This is a genomic window from Vreelandella salicampi, assembly GCF_013415105.1.
GTDB classification, from domain to species: Bacteria; Pseudomonadota; Gammaproteobacteria; order Pseudomonadales; family Halomonadaceae; genus Vreelandella; species Vreelandella salicampi.
Map to the genome: position 1 here is coordinate 58,953 of NZ_JACCDF010000002.1, position 15,596 is coordinate 74,548.

14 protein-coding genes are annotated in these 15,596 nt (G+C 60.8%); 3 read left to right on the forward strand and 11 right to left on the reverse strand.

The genetic code is table 11. The annotated features are described in order from the left end of the window. Positions 1 to 4: 4 nt before the first annotated feature. From HZS81_RS03045 to HZS81_RS03085, 9 genes are all read right to left on the reverse strand, one after another. Positions 5 to 520, reverse strand: a complete 516-nt coding sequence (locus HZS81_RS03045; protein ID WP_179929094.1) for a DUF2878 domain-containing protein — start codon at positions 518 to 520, stop codon at positions 5 to 7. Further along, complete coding sequence (locus HZS81_RS03050; protein ID WP_179929095.1) at positions 520 to 1,848, reverse strand: SAM-dependent methyltransferase; 1,329 nt, start codon at positions 1,846 to 1,848, stop codon at positions 520 to 522. The genes HZS81_RS03045 and HZS81_RS03050 overlap by 1 nt, the downstream gene beginning before the upstream one ends. Continuing rightward, positions 1,848 to 2,636 (reverse strand): DUF1365 domain-containing protein, encoded by a 789-nt coding sequence (locus HZS81_RS03055; protein ID WP_179929096.1) that lies wholly within the window; start codon positions 2,634 to 2,636, stop codon positions 1,848 to 1,850. The genes HZS81_RS03050 and HZS81_RS03055 overlap by 1 nt, the downstream gene beginning before the upstream one ends. Next, a complete protein-coding gene (locus tag HZS81_RS03060; protein WP_179929097.1) occupies positions 2,633 to 4,006 on the reverse strand; it encodes an NAD(P)/FAD-dependent oxidoreductase in 1,374 nt (457 codons plus the stop codon). Before HZS81_RS03060 ends, HZS81_RS03055 begins: the two co-directional genes overlap by 4 nt. Continuing rightward, a complete protein-coding gene (locus HZS81_RS03065) occupies positions 4,003 to 4,788 on the reverse strand; it encodes an SDR family NAD(P)-dependent oxidoreductase (protein WP_179929098.1) in 786 nt (261 codons plus the stop codon). Before HZS81_RS03065 ends, HZS81_RS03060 begins: the two co-directional genes overlap by 4 nt. Positions 4,789 to 4,817: 29 nt before the next feature. Further along, positions 4,818 to 5,249, reverse strand: a complete 432-nt coding sequence (locus HZS81_RS03070; protein ID WP_179929099.1) for a nuclear transport factor 2 family protein — start codon at positions 5,247 to 5,249, stop codon at positions 4,818 to 4,820. Between the two features lie 38 nt (positions 5,250 to 5,287). Then, entirely contained in the window at positions 5,288 to 6,697 is a 1,410-nt protein-coding gene (gene phrB / locus HZS81_RS03075) for a deoxyribodipyrimidine photo-lyase (protein ID WP_179929100.1), read from the reverse strand. Between the two features lie 41 nt (positions 6,698 to 6,738). Continuing rightward, positions 6,739 to 7,659, reverse strand: coding sequence for a MerR family transcriptional regulator (locus HZS81_RS03080; protein ID WP_179929101.1), 921 nt, complete (start codon positions 7,657 to 7,659; stop codon positions 6,739 to 6,741). A gap of 135 nt (positions 7,660 to 7,794) precedes the next feature. After that, positions 7,795 to 8,895 carry an NAD(P)/FAD-dependent oxidoreductase gene (locus tag HZS81_RS03085; protein WP_179929102.1) on the reverse strand — a complete coding sequence of 367 codons (1,101 nt, stop codon included), beginning with the start codon at positions 8,893 to 8,895 and terminating at the stop codon, positions 7,795 to 7,797. A 134-nt stretch (positions 8,896 to 9,029) separates the two neighbouring features. On the opposite strand from HZS81_RS03085, the gene HZS81_RS03090 reads away from it, so the two are divergent. After that, positions 9,030 to 9,935: a TIGR01777 family oxidoreductase gene (locus HZS81_RS03090; RefSeq protein ID WP_179929103.1), complete on the forward strand. Its 906-nt coding sequence runs from the start codon at positions 9,030 to 9,032 to the stop codon at positions 9,933 to 9,935. Here HZS81_RS03090 and rapA read toward each other — a convergent pair. After that, entirely contained in the window at positions 9,932 to 12,889 is a 2,958-nt protein-coding gene (gene rapA, locus HZS81_RS03095) for an RNA polymerase-associated protein RapA (protein ID WP_179929104.1), read from the reverse strand. The genes HZS81_RS03090 and rapA overlap by 4 nt on opposite strands. A gap of 125 nt (positions 12,890 to 13,014) precedes the next feature. Beyond that, positions 13,015 to 13,818 carry a redoxin family protein gene (locus HZS81_RS03100; protein ID WP_179929105.1) on the reverse strand — a complete coding sequence of 268 codons (804 nt, stop codon included), beginning with the start codon at positions 13,816 to 13,818 and terminating at the stop codon, positions 13,015 to 13,017. Between the two features lie 74 nt (positions 13,819 to 13,892). Here HZS81_RS03100 and HZS81_RS03105 point away from each other — a divergent pair, with 74 nt between their 5' ends. Then, on the forward strand, positions 13,893 to 14,126 hold the full coding sequence (locus HZS81_RS03105) for a hypothetical protein (protein WP_179929106.1): 234 nt from the start codon (positions 13,893 to 13,895) through the stop codon (positions 14,124 to 14,126). Next, a complete protein-coding gene (locus tag HZS81_RS03110) occupies positions 14,123 to 15,586 on the forward strand; it encodes an SLC13 family permease (protein ID WP_179929107.1) in 1,464 nt (487 codons plus the stop codon). The genes HZS81_RS03105 and HZS81_RS03110 overlap by 4 nt, the downstream gene beginning before the upstream one ends. Positions 15,587 to 15,596 lie beyond the last annotated feature (10 nt).

Genomic DNA, 15,596 nt, shown 5'->3' on the forward strand with positions numbered 1-15,596 from the left:
GCGTTTACGGTTTGGCAACTAAGCGTGGGAAACCGCGCGCTATCGCCGCGCACATGATGCCCCAAATAACTGCTTGCGTGGGCAACAGCCAGGGCGCGAGCGTCACATCGGCGAGCATCGCGCCGCCGTAATAAGACAGCGGGCCGCTTGTCGCGCCACCCAAGAATGCCAGCAATGGGTAGCGCCATAGCCATCTCAGCGAATGCAGAACCAACGTGGCGAATAGCGGCCACAGCATCCATAACCACAGCGGCATCACGCCAAATAACCGGATATGACCGCTGAAATCAAACCCGCCGAGCAGGCTTAAAACGCCGTCGAGCAGAAGCCCGAGTAGCGCAAAACCCAATAGCAAACGCCACTCCCCCGGCACCGCCATCGTGCGCAAGTGCCAAGCAATCAGCGCGCTGCCGCCAGCAAGGGCTAGCCAAGAGCCGCCTAGCACACACAAGAACCAGCCCGCTTGAAAGCGCAAGATGTTGGCGAGCAGCGCGTGCCACGATGAAGCAGGGCTCGCCATTACAGCGCGCCGGTGAGCGGTGCTGGCTTGGCTTGGGGTTTCGCCAGCAATAAGTGGCAGGTACCAATTGAGCGCTCCAAAAAACCGCCTTCGCAATAACACAGATAATAGCGCCACATGCGCACAAAACGTTCGTCGTAGCCCATTGCGTGGACGGCTTCCAGGCTGGCTTCAAAGCGGTGGCGCCATTCGCGCAGGGTGCGCGCGTAGTGCTGGCCAATCTCATCGAGTGCCACCATATTGAGCGACGTTTTGCGCGTCACGCTTTTAAGCATGGCGTGGTGCGAGGGCAGAAAGCCGCCGGGAAAAATATAGCGCTTGATGAAATCCATCTCGCGTTTTGCCGCTTCAAAGCGTTGGTCACGAATGGTGATGGCCTGCAGCATGGCTTGGCCATCCTCGGCGAGCAGGCTGTCGATTTTGGCTAGGTAGGTATCTAAGTACTGATGCCCCACGGCTTCGATCATCTCCACCGAGATCACGCGGTCGTAGGTGCCGGTGAGTTCGCGGTAATCCTGTTTGAGCAGGGTGATTTTATGTTCTAACCCTTCCGTTTTGATGCGCGCCGCCGTATGGGCGTATTGCTCTTCCGAGATCGTGGTGGTGGTGACGTGGCAGCCACGGGTTTTGGCTGCATGCAGGGCAAGCCCGCCCCAGCCGGTACCGATCTCCAACAACTGGTGCTCGGGGCGAACGTCGAGCTTCTCCAGCATCAGGTCGAGCTTATAGGTGGAGGCCTCTTCTAGGCTCGCATCCGGGTAAGGGAAAACGGCACTGGAGTACATCCAGTGTTCACGATCCAGAAACGTCGAGAATAGGTCGTTGCCGATATCGTAATGGGCGGCGATATTACGCTTAGAGCCTTCGACGCTATTACGTTGAAATCGGTAGGCGGTATTGAGCAGCCAGCGGGTAAAGCGCGCGCTGCCGGTTTCCAGCTTACCGTTGACCTGCTCTAGATTAGCGGCAAAAAGGCGCACCAGCGCGACAAGGTTGTCAGCGTCCCAATCGTGTTCCATGTACGATTCCGCCGCCCCTATGGTTCCACCGAAGGCCAGGCGCTTCCAGGCACGCGGGTGGCGAATGACGACCGTTGCTTGAAGCGGCCCTCCCCGGCCGAGGTGGTGGCGTTTCGTGCCTTCAATCAAGGTGATGTAACCACCCTGAAAGGTGTCGAGCTGCTTGAGCAAGCGCGGCTTTAACCAGCGCGTCACGCGATCCGTTTGCGCGGCGGATGGGCTCGCTGCCGGTGCAGCCGTGCCTTTTTTTGCCAGCGAAGAGGCCGTGGCGGATGCCGTCGACGAGCGGGATGTACGCAGGGTTGTCATTATGGTATCTCCTTGCGTTGAGAATGGTCGTAGAGAGGGACGCGCTTGAGCCACAGCTTGAGCGCTTGGAAGTGAATACCTGCCAGTGTTTTCAGGCTGAGCCACGGTTGGCGTGCCAGCGTGCGCAGCAGCACGCCGCGTGTGGCTGGCGCGGCGGTGAGCGTCAGCGTGGCGTCAAACTGGCGCGGCGGTGTATCGGGAGCCGGGTCGTTGTGCCAATTCTCCATGTGCACGAGCAGCTGCTCGCCCGGGGTGTTGAAGCGCCAGCGGTAGGTCATGTCCATGGGGTTAAACGGCGAGACGTGCATGCGCTTGGCAAATATCGCCGCGTGGCTATGGCGTTTGGGGTCGACCGTGCAGGCGTAGGCGGTACGCTCGCGCCACGGCATGTTGGTGACTTCTCCCAATACGGCGGCGAGCCGGTCATCGCAGTCGTAAACGTAGTAAAGCGTAATGGGATTAAAAACGACGCCGAGAGTCCTCAGCTGGGTGAGGATAAAAATCCGCCCGTCAGGGGCGCTGCCTAGCTGGCGGGTGAGCTCGGCGCGCACGGCGTCTTTCAGCGGGATATCCGTCGGGCCGAGGTAGTCTTCACGGCGAAAGCGCGCTAATGCCGTACGGCGGGCGCTAAAACCGGGCACGCCGTCAAATAGCGCGGGCAGCTCGTCAAGGTCCAGCCATGCCATCCATATTTGGTAACTAAAGGCATGATGGCGCGGCGTAAAACGACGGTGGCGCAGTGTGCCACGATAAATACGCGAGCTAACCGCCTCTGTTGTAATGCTCATCCGAGTCCATCTCCCACGCCTGCGTGGGGCACGAGTTCATGCGCGGGTAGAGCGGTGGGGCCGTTTAGCGGCGGGGCGGCTTCGTCGCAGCCTAAAGCGCGGGCGACGCGCAGCGCGCTCCAAACGCCGTCTTCGTGAAAACCGTTACGCCAGTAAGCGCCGCAGAAGTGGGTGCGGCCAAAAGTGGCGGGCGCGCCGGAAATTTCGCCGTGGCGCTGCTGCGCGGCGTAGCCCCCAAGGGTGAACTGCGGGTGAGCGTAGGTGAAACGCCCAAGCACCTTGGCGGGGTCTATGCTCTCGCTGTCGTTTAAGGTCACACAGAACGTGGTGTCGGCCTCTAGGCGCTGCAGAATGTTCATGTCGTAGGTGACCGAAACGCGCGCTTGCGCGTCGCGCTGATCGAGGCGGTAGTTCCAGCTGGCCCAAGCGCGCCGACGCCGTGGCAGCAGGCGCGTATCGGTGTGCAGCACGACGTCGTTGTCTTGATACGGCATGGCCCCGAGGATATCGCGCTCGGCGGGCGAGGCATCGCTTAGCATCGAAAGCGCCTGGTCGCTATGGCAGGCCAGCACCACCTGATCAAAGCGTTCTTCGCCTGATGGGGTAGTCAGCGTGACCCCGGCGCTATCGCGCTGGATGGCGCTGACCGGTGTGTTCAACCGAATACGCGAGGCGTATGGCGCGGTGAGCGCGGGGATATAGGCCCGAGAGCCGCCAACCAAGGTGTACCACTGTGGGCGGTCGCTAACGCTCAACAGCCCATGGTTGCGGAAAAAACGCACGAAGAAGGTCAGCGGAAAAGCGCGCAGATCAATGATGCTGGCCGACCAAATCGCCGCGCCCATGGGCAGTAAGTAACGGCGCTGAAACGCGTCGCTATAGCTATTGCGGTCCAGGTACTCACCGAGCGTCATATCGGCGTGTAGGTGTTCGCTGTCGAGGTCTCGGGTCGCCTCGCGGTTAAAGCGCATTATATCGCCAAGCAGCCGGTAGAACGCCGGGCGCAGCAGGTTGCGCCGCTGGGCGAACAGTGAACCTAGTGTGTGGCCGTTGTATTCGAAATCGACCTCGGTTTCGTGCACCGAGAAGCTCATTTCGGTGGGCTGCACGGCCACGCCCAGGGTTTCTAGCAGGCGCTGAAAGTGCGGGTAGGTCCAGTCGTTAAAGACGATAAAACCGGTATCGATGGCATACGGCTCGCCGCCCACCGCCACATCGATGGTCGCGGTGTGGCCGCCCAAGCGCTCGGCGGATTCAAAAAGTGTCACTTCGTGCTGCGCTGAGAGATACCAAGCAGCGGCCATGCCGCTTATGCCGCTGCCGACGACGGCGATGCGCTGCGAAGCGTGAAGCGGAGCAGGCTGGATCATGCATGCTCTCCTTGCGAGCGGGCCATGCGCAGGCCAATGGCGTGTCGCAGCCCCGGCGGCAGAATGCCGAGCAGCTTGACCAGGTACGTGAAACGGCGCGGGAAGTGAATATCCAGCCTGCCTTTGGCCAGTCCGTTAAGGATGGCCTCTGCGGCGTGGTCAACGCTTACGCGCATCGGCATGGGGAAGTCGTTACGCTCGGTAAGCGGTGTTTTCACAAACCCGGGGTGAATGAGGCTGACGCCGATTCCTTCTTGATGCAGATCAAGGCGCAGCGATTGCAAAAAGTAGCTCACCGCCGCTTTGGAGGCGCCGTAAGCTTCGGCGCGGGGCAAGGGCAGATAGGCGGAGGCACTAGACGTGGCGGCAAGGCGTGCCGGGCGGCCTTCTTTACGCGCGGCGCGCAGCAGCGGCAGGGCGGCTTCCACCCCGTAAAGCGTCCCGTACAGGTTGGGTGTGAGGACTCGCTCGATCAGCGCCATGTCGAAATCAGGCATGTCCACGTACTCGCAGGTGCCCGCGTTGAGCAGCACCAAATCCAACGCGCCGAGCCGCTCGCGGATCGTTTCGCCAGCGGCAAGTACGGCGTTGCGGTCGCTGATATCCAGCGGCAGCGCAATGGCGTTGGTGTGGTTCGCGCACAGCGCGTCGAGTTTGTCGGCGCTGCGGGCGCTTAACACCACTTGGTGGCCTTCATCGAGCAGTTTTTTTGCTACCGCTTCGCCGATCCCGGAGGTGGCGCCGGTCAACCAAATGCGTTGCGGCGTTTGCCATCGACTCATGTGACACTCCGTTAACTGACGTCTTGCCGTTAATTGACTCGCCGTTTAAGCAGACGGACCAAGCGGCCTAAAACGGGGACGTGCTCGTACAGCATGGCGCCCGCATCAAAATAATCCCGGTGGTGCGCGACGCGCCCGTCATCAGCGAAGGTCAGGTGCGAGCACCCCGCTACCACGATGACCTTGCCGCTTGCCAGTGACGGGTGCGCAAAGTGCATGGTCCACGTCACAAAGGCGGTATCGCCTTGGCATACTTTCTGGTGATAGCTGAAACGACACTCGGTGACGTTTTCGTACATCGCCGTAAAGTAATCCTCCAACGCAGCACGCCCTTCGATGCGGTGCAACGGATCGCTAAAAACGACATCGTCAGTATATACCTCGTATAGCTTTTCTGTACAGGTGTTGTCTAGTTTATTAAAAAAAGCACAGAAGGTCTCTAACGCTGTTTCGTGAGGCATATGGATTTCCTAGTGTCGGCAGGCTCAGGGCGAACGGCCTACTTCAGCGCCTTGAACGCCTCCAGCGCGCGTTGGCGTGCGGCTTTGTGCTCGACAATCGGGGCGGGGTAGTCGAGCTGAGTGAGCAGGTCGCGCGGTGGCGCATGGCGTGCTTTTGCCGGAAGCTCGGCGAGCTCGGGCAGCCAGTGGGCAATAAAGTCGCCCGCCGGGTCGAAGCGGGTGGACTGGGTTGTGGGGTTAAAAATACGAAAGTAGGGCGCGGCATCGGTGCCGGTGGAGGCGGCCCATTGCCAGCCGCCGTTGTTGGCGCAGAATTCGCCGTCGATGAGGTGGCGCATAAAAAACGCCTCGCCCCGGCGCCAGTCGATGAGTAAGTGTTTACTCAAAAACATCGCGGTCACCATGCGCAGGCGGTTGTGCATCCAGCCGGTGGTTACCAGCTGGCGCATGGCGGCATCCACCAATGGGTAGCCAGTGCGCCCTTCGCACCAGGCGTGAAAGCTTTCGTCGTCATCGCGCCAGGCGAGTGCCCGGGTATGATCCTGAAACGGCTGGTGACGGCACACCTTGGGAAAGCCCACAGCCACGTGCTGGTAGAATTCGCGCCAGATCAGCTCATTCACCCAAGTGATTAAGCCCGCATCGCCGTCGGCTAAGTGGCCGCCGTTTTCGCTCATCACCGCCTGTAGGCACTGGCGGTAAGAGATCATCCCTAGCGCCAGATAGGGCGAAAGCCCGCTGGTGCCGCGCACGGCAGGAAAGTTGCGCTGATCACTATAGTAGCGACCGCGAAAGCGTAAAAACCGCTCCAGATGATCCGCGGCGGCGTTTTCACCCGCTGGCCACTGGCGGCCATCGACGGGGGTGTCGTCAAGCTCGGGAAGTGCCGGTAGCGGGTCGCTGTCGATATTGAGCGGCGATTGCGGTGAAGGCGTATCGCGCAGGGTGAGCTGCTCGGGTTGCACGTTTTTATGCCAGGCTTTCGCGAACGGGGTAAACACCCCGTAATAGTCGCCTTTGCCGGTGAGTAGCGTGCCTGGGGCAAAGGCGACGGCGTCGTGGTAGCCGTTGGCGGCAATATCGGCTTGATGAAAGGCGTCAAAGACGGCTTGGTCGCGGCGTTGCTCGTCGAGCGGGTACTCGTAATTAACGTGCAGGGCTGAGATACCTTGCTCGCGGGCGATCTCTAAAAGCGCTTGAGGCGCGTTGTCGAAGGTGCCGATGTCGCGGTGCAAAAGGGGAATGTTCAGCCCTTCCAGGGCCTCTTTTAGCGCGCTAACGCCACGGGCGTAAAAATCGAGTTTATTGGCGCCGTGGTCGTGGGCTTGCCACTGTTTGATACTGCGCAAAAACACTGCAACCACGGGCCCTTTCGCCGCTGCTGCCGCAAGTGCGCTGTTATCGTGAATACGTAAATCGCTGCGAAACCAAACCAGCTGCCGTGCCATATTGCCTCCATTAACGCGAGATAGCGCCGCGAGATGCAGTGCTATAGCACGCCCGACTCGCGCAGCAGCGGACGCAAGCGCGAGATCGCTTGCGGCAGGTCATCGCCTAGCACATGGACCGAATCATCGGTGAACGCTTGCTCACGTAGGCGTGCCACTTCTCCGCACACGCCAAGTGGCACGTTGAGGGTTTTAGCCGCGTGGGGTAGCGCTTCGCGAATGTAGCTATCGCTCTCTTTTTGGCCGCTGGCCAGCAATACCATCGACGAGTGCAGGCGAGCCACGGCTTGGGGGAGGTCTTCTAGCGGAAGGTTGCGGTCTAACAGTTGCACGCGATAACCCTGTTCACTGGCCATCAGGGCGGCCATGAGAATCCACAGCGGGCCGGGATCGTCGGGCATCACATTAAGTAGTATCAGCGGCCCGCGCGTGGCCTGGTTGGCGTAATGCAAGCGGATGCCGATTTGACTGCGCAAAAATGCTTCTAAGGTGCGCCGAACCAGGGCATCGGGTGCGTTGGCCCATTGGGCTTCCAAACTGAGAATCACCGGTTGCCACAGCTCGTTAATCGCCACGCTAACCGGGTAGATAGAGAGACTTTGGTAATACAGTGATTCAAGCTTGGGCAGGTTCAGCGCTTCGATGGTGGCCTGCAACTGCTGGCGCTGGCTCTCCCAGTCACCGCTGGCCGGTGTCGGGGTTTCGACCTTTTCTGGCTGGTCGAGCAGATCGCCGACTTGGCTGACCGGTACGCCACGGTTTAGCCACTGGAGGATACGTTCCACCCGAGTGATATCGTCCTGCGCGTAAAGGCGATGCCCTTTTGGCGTGCGTTGGGGGCGAATGAGACCGTAGCGCCGCTCCCACGCGCGCAGAGTCACCGAGTTCACACCCGTTAAGCGGGAAACTTCCCGGATCGGATAAAGCGGAGTATCGGGTGGATGGGTCGCCTTGTGACTCATGGGCGCGAATGCCTCTTGATTGTCTTAACGATATGTCGTCGTGAAATATTGTCGTAATACGCGATAACTGGCGTAATGTTACCACGTATTATACATGATCCCTTTGTACAACTTGTTGCCCCCGGGTACAACCGCTCAGCGTGGCGACACCGTGGATCCCCTTTCTTCTAGCAGCGCTTGGGCTAGCGTGTAGCCTGAAAGCCAGGCGTCTTCAACACGGCCTCCACGTAAGCTGTCGCCACAAAGCGCCAAGCCATCGCGGCCGATGGCAAAGCCCTCAGTCGGCATATCGACATCCTCGGCGGGCTGAGAGTAACGCCAGCGATGAGCGCCAATGTCGGATACCCTGGGAAACGCCAACAGCGCGGGAAATAAGCTTTTTAGTGCGTCAAATAGCTGCTGTGCGACCGCATCGCTTTGTTCTTCCAAGTGTGCTGCGCTCCAGTCGAGCTGGGCGATGAGGCTTACGCTTTCGGGCTCGGTCTCACGCCCCGGTTTGGTGGCATTGCGCGAGATAAGCCGTAGTGCCGGGTGCTGGGCGCGTGCCATTTGCCAGTCGGGCGCAACGCCGGGCAGCGTCGGGAGGGGAGTCTCAAATACCGCCCAACCCGCCCAACAGCTTTGCTGGGGCAGGTGCTTACAGAGCGAAGACAGCGTGTTATCCCAGGGTTGTACCAGCGACTCGGCTTGCGGCGGTGGTGCGGTGATCACCACCTGTGTATAAGGGCCGAAAACATCGCCATTTTGGCAGCTTAACTCCCAGCCATCCGCCGTTTTGGTTAGCGCTGTGATGCGTGTGGCGCTATACAGGATGGCGCCTTGTGCCGTGAGCGTCTCGGCTAAGTGGCGCGTGATCGCGCTCATTCGCGGAGCGCCGGTATAGCGCGTTTGCCCATCGTGATATGGCTGCCAGCCACTTGGGCTAGCCTGATAAACAGCGTTCGGCCATTCGGCGATACAGCCGGCGCCGCGCCAGCGCTCGACTTCCGCGGCAAAGTCGTCGTCGCGGACGGTAAATGCCTGGGCGCCGAGATCCACCGTGGCATCAGGGCGGCGCTTGCTTGACATGCGCCCACCCGCCCCACGCGCTTTATCAAACAGCGCAACGCGTTGGCCCGCTTGCGTCAGGACGTTAGTACAGGCAAGGCCGGCAATGCCGGCGCCAATTACGGCAACACTGGAAGCGTCGGTGAGAGGGCCAGTGTGAGGGTCTGTATGAGAGTGGTTTGCCGACATGACGAACATCCTTCAATAAACTCACCCTATTGTAACAGTGTGGTATAAATATTGTTCAATAAAAATGTACGACATTTTCGTCATCTATTTTTATCATCTATGGCGCCCAACGCGGTGTGGCCAAGGAGATCTCAATGCGTGTACTAATCACCGGTGGTAGTGGGTTTGTCGGCCAGCGGCTATGTGAGCGGTTAGTGGCTGAGGGGCACGAGCCTCAAGTGGTATCGCGCTCGCCGAATGCGGCGCGCGGCCAGTTGCCGAAAGCATGTGATGTGCGCGAGAGCGCTCAGGCATTTCTTGATTCACCGCCTGAGGTGCTAGTGAACCTGGCCGGCGAGTCGATTGCGGCGAAGCGTTGGAGCGATGAGCAAAAAGAGGCGTTGATCCAATCGCGGCTGAAAGCGACACAGCAACTGACCGTGCTTTGCGAGCAGCTAAAAGATAACGGCCAGCCGCTGCCCAAGGCCATGGTGTCGGCCTCCGCTATGGGCTACTACGGCGATCAAGGCGACAATACCGTCACCGAAGACACGCCGACGAACGATGAGTTTGCCCATCGCTTGTGTGCCAAGTGGGAAGCAGCTGCCAAAGAGGTCGAAGCCTTCGGTGTGCGCTTGGCGATCTTGCGGATTGGCTTGGTTCTTGATGCCGGTGGCGGCAGCCTGCAGAAAATGCTGCCGCCGTTTAAACTCGGCCTAGGCGGGCGCTTTGGCGATGGCACGCAATTCATGCCGTGGATTCACCGCGAAGATCTGGTCGAGGCGATTGTGTTCCTGCTCAAGGAGGAAAGCCTAAGCGGGCCGTTTAACGCCAGCGCCCCTCACCCGGTCACCAACGCCGAATTCACCAAGACGCTGGCCAAAACGCTCAATCGCCCGGTGATATTCCCCGTGCCCGCGTTTGTGCTCAAAGCGATGCTGGGGGAGATGTCGCGGCTGTTGCTAACCGGCGCCGATATGCGCCCGGCTCGCTTGGAAGCAGCCGGGTTCACCTTTCAATACCCGACGCTCGACAAGGCGCTGGGCGCGATTCTGCGCTAACGCTCGGCATCGACGGTAATCACCACCCGCACGGCGTCTAACCGCAGGCGGGTGTTTTCGATGGCGTCGCTAAGAGCGGCTCGCTCGGCTTTTAGCGCTTGAACTTCCGTGTCGCGTACCGCCGGGTTGTGCTCGGCCAGTGCCGTTAAGCGGGCAAGCTCGTTATCGAGTTGGGCGCGCATGCGGGTTTCTGCGGCTTCGATGATGCTCGGCAGCTCGCGCTCGGCTTCACCTTCGCCCTGGGTTAAAAGCGCGCGCAGCTGCTCGTGGCGGCTTTTGATCAAATCCCGCGCCATCGACTTGTTGACTTTCTGCACGTTCTTGGAAAGCCCGGTGAACGAGATTTTGTCGGTCAAGTTGGCGCCGGACTCATCGAGCAGTACGCGCACCGCTGTCGGCGGTAGAAAGCGGTTCAGGTGCAGCCGTTTCGGCGCCGGGCAGTGGGTACGGAACACCAGTTCCGCCATCAGCCGTCCGCTCGGAATGGCCGGGTGGCGAAGTAGCGCCAGCGCGCTGTTACCCATGGTGCCGTCGATCACCCGCCCCATCATCTCGCGCAGCAGCGGGTGCTCCCAGGAGAGGCGCTGAATATCGTCGCGGGCGAGCGCGACATCGCGGCGGTAAGTGGCGGAAAAGCCCTCTTCGCCTTTTGCCAGCCCCGGCAGCCCGTCGAGCATTTGCTGGCTGGGCGAGAGCAGCATGACGTCTCCGCCTAAGTCTTGGCTATCCACGCCGAAAATATCCAGCGCGCGCTCGACAAAGCGCGGTAACGCCTTGTCGTCGTCCAATTCACTAACGGCGTCGATCACCGCTTTGGCGCGGGCTGGGCGGCAGGCGTTAAGTTCGAGCAGGCGGTTGCGCCCGGCATCCCGCTCGGCAAGCTTGGCCGAGAACATTTCGCGAGTTTCTTCGACGATCTCCGTGAGCATCTCGTCGTCGAGCAGCGCATCGGCGAGGGCGTCGCCAAAGGCATCGAACAGGTCGCTACCGACGCCGTGGGGCGCGCTGAACGCGTCCATGCCGTCGTGGTACCAGCGCAGCAGGCGCTCGCCGGGGCTGCCTTCGAAGGTGGGCACGTGAATCTCAATGGCGTGTTGCTGACCAATGCGGTCGAGCCGGCCAATGCGCTGCTCAAGCTGATCCGGATGCTGGGGCAAGTCGAACATCACAAGGTGGCGGCAGAACTGGAAGTTGCGCCCTTCCGAGCCGATTTCCGAGCACACCAGCACCTGGCAGCCGTCCTCTTCGTCAGCAAACGCGGCGGCGGCGCGGTCGCGCTCGATCAGCGAGAGGTCTTCGTGGAACACCGGGGCGTGGTAACCCCCCAGCACGCGCAGGCCCTCGGCGATGCCCTCGGCGGTTTCGCGGTGGTGGGCGATCACCAGTACCTTCTCAAGCCCTTTTTTATTGGCAAAGCCGCTTTCGCTGTCGTCGCTGAGTTTTTCTAGCAACCAGTTGATACGCGGGTCGATGTGCCACCAGTCCTCGGCGTTGAGCGGGTCGTTGGAGAGCTCGCGGTACATGGCGTCCGGGTAGATCAATACATCCGGGTGATCCATACCGGTTTCGATCAGAAGCTCATCGAGGTAGTCCTCGTCGCGCGCCAGGCGGCGCACCACGCGGCGATAGGCCGAAGGCAGCGCCAGCGGCACCGGGTGATAACGCCGCTCGGGGAAGCCGCCCACGTGGCGGCGACTGTTGCGAAACATCACCCGCCCGGTGCCGTGACGGTCGAGCAGGGCATCGCGAAGCTGCACACGGGCGGCGTCGTGTTGTTCCGCGCTGGCTTCGAGGTTGGTCAGCGTTTCGAGCAGCGCTTGGCTATCGCGATCATCCGCGACGGCATCCACTTTGGTGCGCGCCTGCGTATCGCCGGGCAAGGCGTCTAGCGCATCAATGGCGCCGGCGACCTCGACGTAGTGGCGCTCTTCTTGTTTAAAGCGTTCTAGGTCATGGTAGCGCTCGGGGTCGAGCAGGCGCAGACGGGCAAAGTGGCTTTTTAGGCCCATTTGCTCCGGGGTGGCGGTGAGTAGCAACAGCCCGTCGATTTCGGCCGAAAGGCTCTCCACGCATTGATACCCGGCGCCGCTGCCTTCTTCGTGCCAGTCGAGGTGGTGCGCTTCATCGACAATCAATAGATCAAAGCGGCTTGCCAGCGCCTGCTCTTGGCGCGCGGGGTTGGCAAACAGCCAGTCTTGGCTGCCGAGAATCAGCTGGCCGCTGCCAAACGGGTTGTCGCTGCCGTGGGCTTGGCTCTGGCTTTCATCGAGCAACGTGACGCTAAGCGAGAAGCGGCGCAGAAGCTCCACCAGCCACTGGTGGGTAAGGCTATCCGGTACCAAAATCAGCGCGCGCTCGACGCGGCCAACGAGCAGCAGGCGATGAAGAATCAGCCCGGCTTCGATGGTTTTGCCCAGGCCGACCTCGTCGGCAAGCAGTACGCGCGGGGCGTGGCGGCGGGCAACTTCATCGGCAATGTAAAGCTGATGCGGGATCAAATCGATACGCGGCCCGGAAAAGCCTAGCGCGCTGTGCTGTTCGATGCGTTGATGGTGGTGCAGGGTGCGAAAGCGCAGATCGAACCAGTCATTGCGGTCGACTTGGCCGGTCAGTAAGCGATCACGCGCCTGGTCGAACTGCATGGTATCGGCAAGCTTGGCTTCGGGCAGCTCGCGGACCTCGCCGCTGTCGTCTTGGCCGATGTAAGTGATCAGCCCATCATGCTCTTTGCTGTCATCGACAAGCATCTGACAGCCATCGGCAGAGAGAATGCGGTCACCACTGCCAAACTGCACGCGGGTAAGCGGTGCCTGGCGGGTGTTGTAGGTGCGGGTTTCCTGGCTGGCACTGAACAAAATCGTCACACTGCGGGTGTCGCAGTTAAGCACGGTGCCAAGCCCAAGCTCAGCCTCGCCGTCGCTGATCCAGCGTTGGCCGGGAGAAAAGTCGCTCATGGTGCCTCAAAGGATGCTAGAAACGGGTCAACGACCGCCGAGTGGGTGGCCCGGCGGTTAGTGGGGCGGGGGATTCTAACGCAAAGGGGCTGGGGGATTAAGCGCTTGTCGCGTTAATCGGGTTTTCATTCGTTAAGCCACTGATCCAACTGCGCGCGGGTGAGCTCGCCCACGTGCTGGGAAAGCGCGCGGCCGTCGCCGTCAAACAAAACCGTGGTGGGTAAGCCGGGGGCGTCGAATGCCACCATCAGCTGTTGGTTCGGGTCGCGTAGCGCGTAGCGGAAGTCGAGCTCCTGTTCGTCGAGGTAGCGGGTGATGGAGAGTAAATCTTCGCCCTGGTTGGCGACGACGACGGTGATGCCCTCGCGCTCGGCGGCGTCGGCAAGCAGCGGCATTTCGCGCAGGCAGGGCGGGCACCAGGTGGCCCATAGGTTGACGATGATTTTGCCCTGGCCATCGGCAAGCGCGGGCAAGTGCACCGTGTTGCCGTCAAGGTCTTCTAGCGCGACCTCAGGTAAGGCCGTTACCGTGCTGCCACCGCCAAGCGGTGAGAGTGTGACGAGCACCAGCCACAGGCTGGAGGCGCCGATAAGCAGCGCCATCGCCCCGCCCATCGCGATGAGCCGCTCGCGCAGCGCCCAGGCGCTCCAAATAAGCCCCGCGAGCATGCCCCATAGGCCATGATACCCCGGCTGCCAGAGCTTTATGGCGTCCCACGGGGCGGCGGCATAGCTCTCGGCGTTGAGGGCGATATGCCCCACGCGGGCGCCAATGAGCCAGGCAATCATTAGCCCGGTAAACCAACGCTGGTAAACCGGCTTGGGTAGGCCGAGTAAATAGCGCGCAGCGATGATCAGCAAAAGCGCACTGGCAAAGGCGTAAAGGCGCGGTAGAGACAGCAGCACAGGGCCTAAGGCGATAGCATTCATGGTTATCCTAAATAATCGTTACACTAGAGGCTGATACAAACCCTATCACGCCATCACATACATTCGGAGACATTATGCCCCAGCCAACTTTTGATCCGTTGCGGGCGCTGGCGATTGGCTCGCAGGCGATTGGGCTGATGGTGATCATCACCTTAGATACCGTGCTACGTGATGCCGCCCGGCCCTGGCAAGGCGTGACGCTAGCCGTGATGTTGGCATTTGCGCTGGGTATTGCGCTTATGCGGCTTTACCGGCGCAACAAAGCACGCAAACGCCAAGCCGAACGCGCTCAGGAGGAGGACGGATGAAGGATGTCGCACGGACAAAAGTGACGCTAGGGCTCTTTCTAGGGCCGCTTATGGCCGTGTTGCTTTTGCTGATGGAGGCGCCCGCGGATATGCCGCCTGCCGCCTGGAGTGTGGTCGCGCTGACGGCATGGATGGCGGTGTGGTGGATTCTGGAGCCGGTCCCGATGGCGGTTACCGCGCTGCTGCCGGTAGCGCTTCTGCCATTGCTGGGCGTGGGTGATATCAGCGAGGCGGCGGTGCCTTACGCTAATCCGCTGATTTTTCTCTTTCTGGGCGGCTTTATGCTGGCGGAGGCGATCCAGCGCTGGAATTTGCACCGGCGTATCGCGCTGGGTGTGCTGTCGGTGGCGGGTAAGCGGCCCGATCACTTGGTGGCGGGCTTTATGGCGGCGACGGCCTTTCTCAGCATGTGGGTGAGCAATACGGCCACGGCGGCACTGATGGTGCCGATTGGCATGTCGGTGTTGGCGCTTTTGGAACGTGACGAAGAGCTAAGTGTCGAGCAACAGCGTGCGCTTTCGCTGTGTATGCTGCTGGGGATTGCCCTTGCGGCAAATATCGGCGGCATGGGGACGCTGATCGGCACGCCGCCCAATGCGTTATTGGCCGGGTTTATCGGCGATAACTACGGCATCCAGATCGGTTTCGCCCAGTGGATGCTGGTCGCCATTCCCCCGGCGCTGCTTATGTTGGTCGCGGCCTGGTGGCTTTTGACCTTTAGCATTTTTCCGGTATCGCACGCCCCGCTGCACGGTATCAGCGCCATGTTGAGCCAGCAGTCAGAAGATTTAGGCAAGATGAGCAACCCCGAAAAGCGGGTAGCCGCGGTGTTTGCGTTAGTCGCGGTGGCGTGGATTACTCGCCCACTGCTACAGGACGTGACAGGGCTAACGCTCAGCGACGGTGGCATTGCCGTGATGGGGGCGCTGCTACTCTTCGTTGTGCCGGCGCGCTGGCGTCAGCGCCAGTTCTTGCTTGATTGGGATAGCGCGAAGAATTTGCCCTGGGGCGTGCTGCTGTTGGTGGGGGGCGGCTTGAGCCTGGGAACCGCGATTGAAAGCTCAGGGCTTGCGGCTGTGGTCGCCAACGGGCTGGCGGTGTTCGGCAGTTGGCCGACGTGGGCGATGATTTTGATGGTGGTGGTGATCGTGATGTTGATGAGTCACGTCACCAGCAATAGCGCTACGGCTGCGGCGATTTTACCGCTGACCGCCGCGCTCACGGTGAGTCTCGATGCGAGCCCGTTGCTGCTGGCGATACCGGTGGCGATGGCCGCCTCGTGCGCCTTTATGCTGCCCGTGGCCACGCCACCTAATGCGGTGGTGTTCGGCAGCGGCAAAGTCAGTGTGATGGATATGCTGCGCGCCGGGGCGGTGATGAGCGTTATCGCTGTGGTGATGATTTGTCTGGCCATGTTTGCGCTTGCCATGCCGATCTTGGGCTTTGGCTGGGCGGCATAGCGCGTGAGCA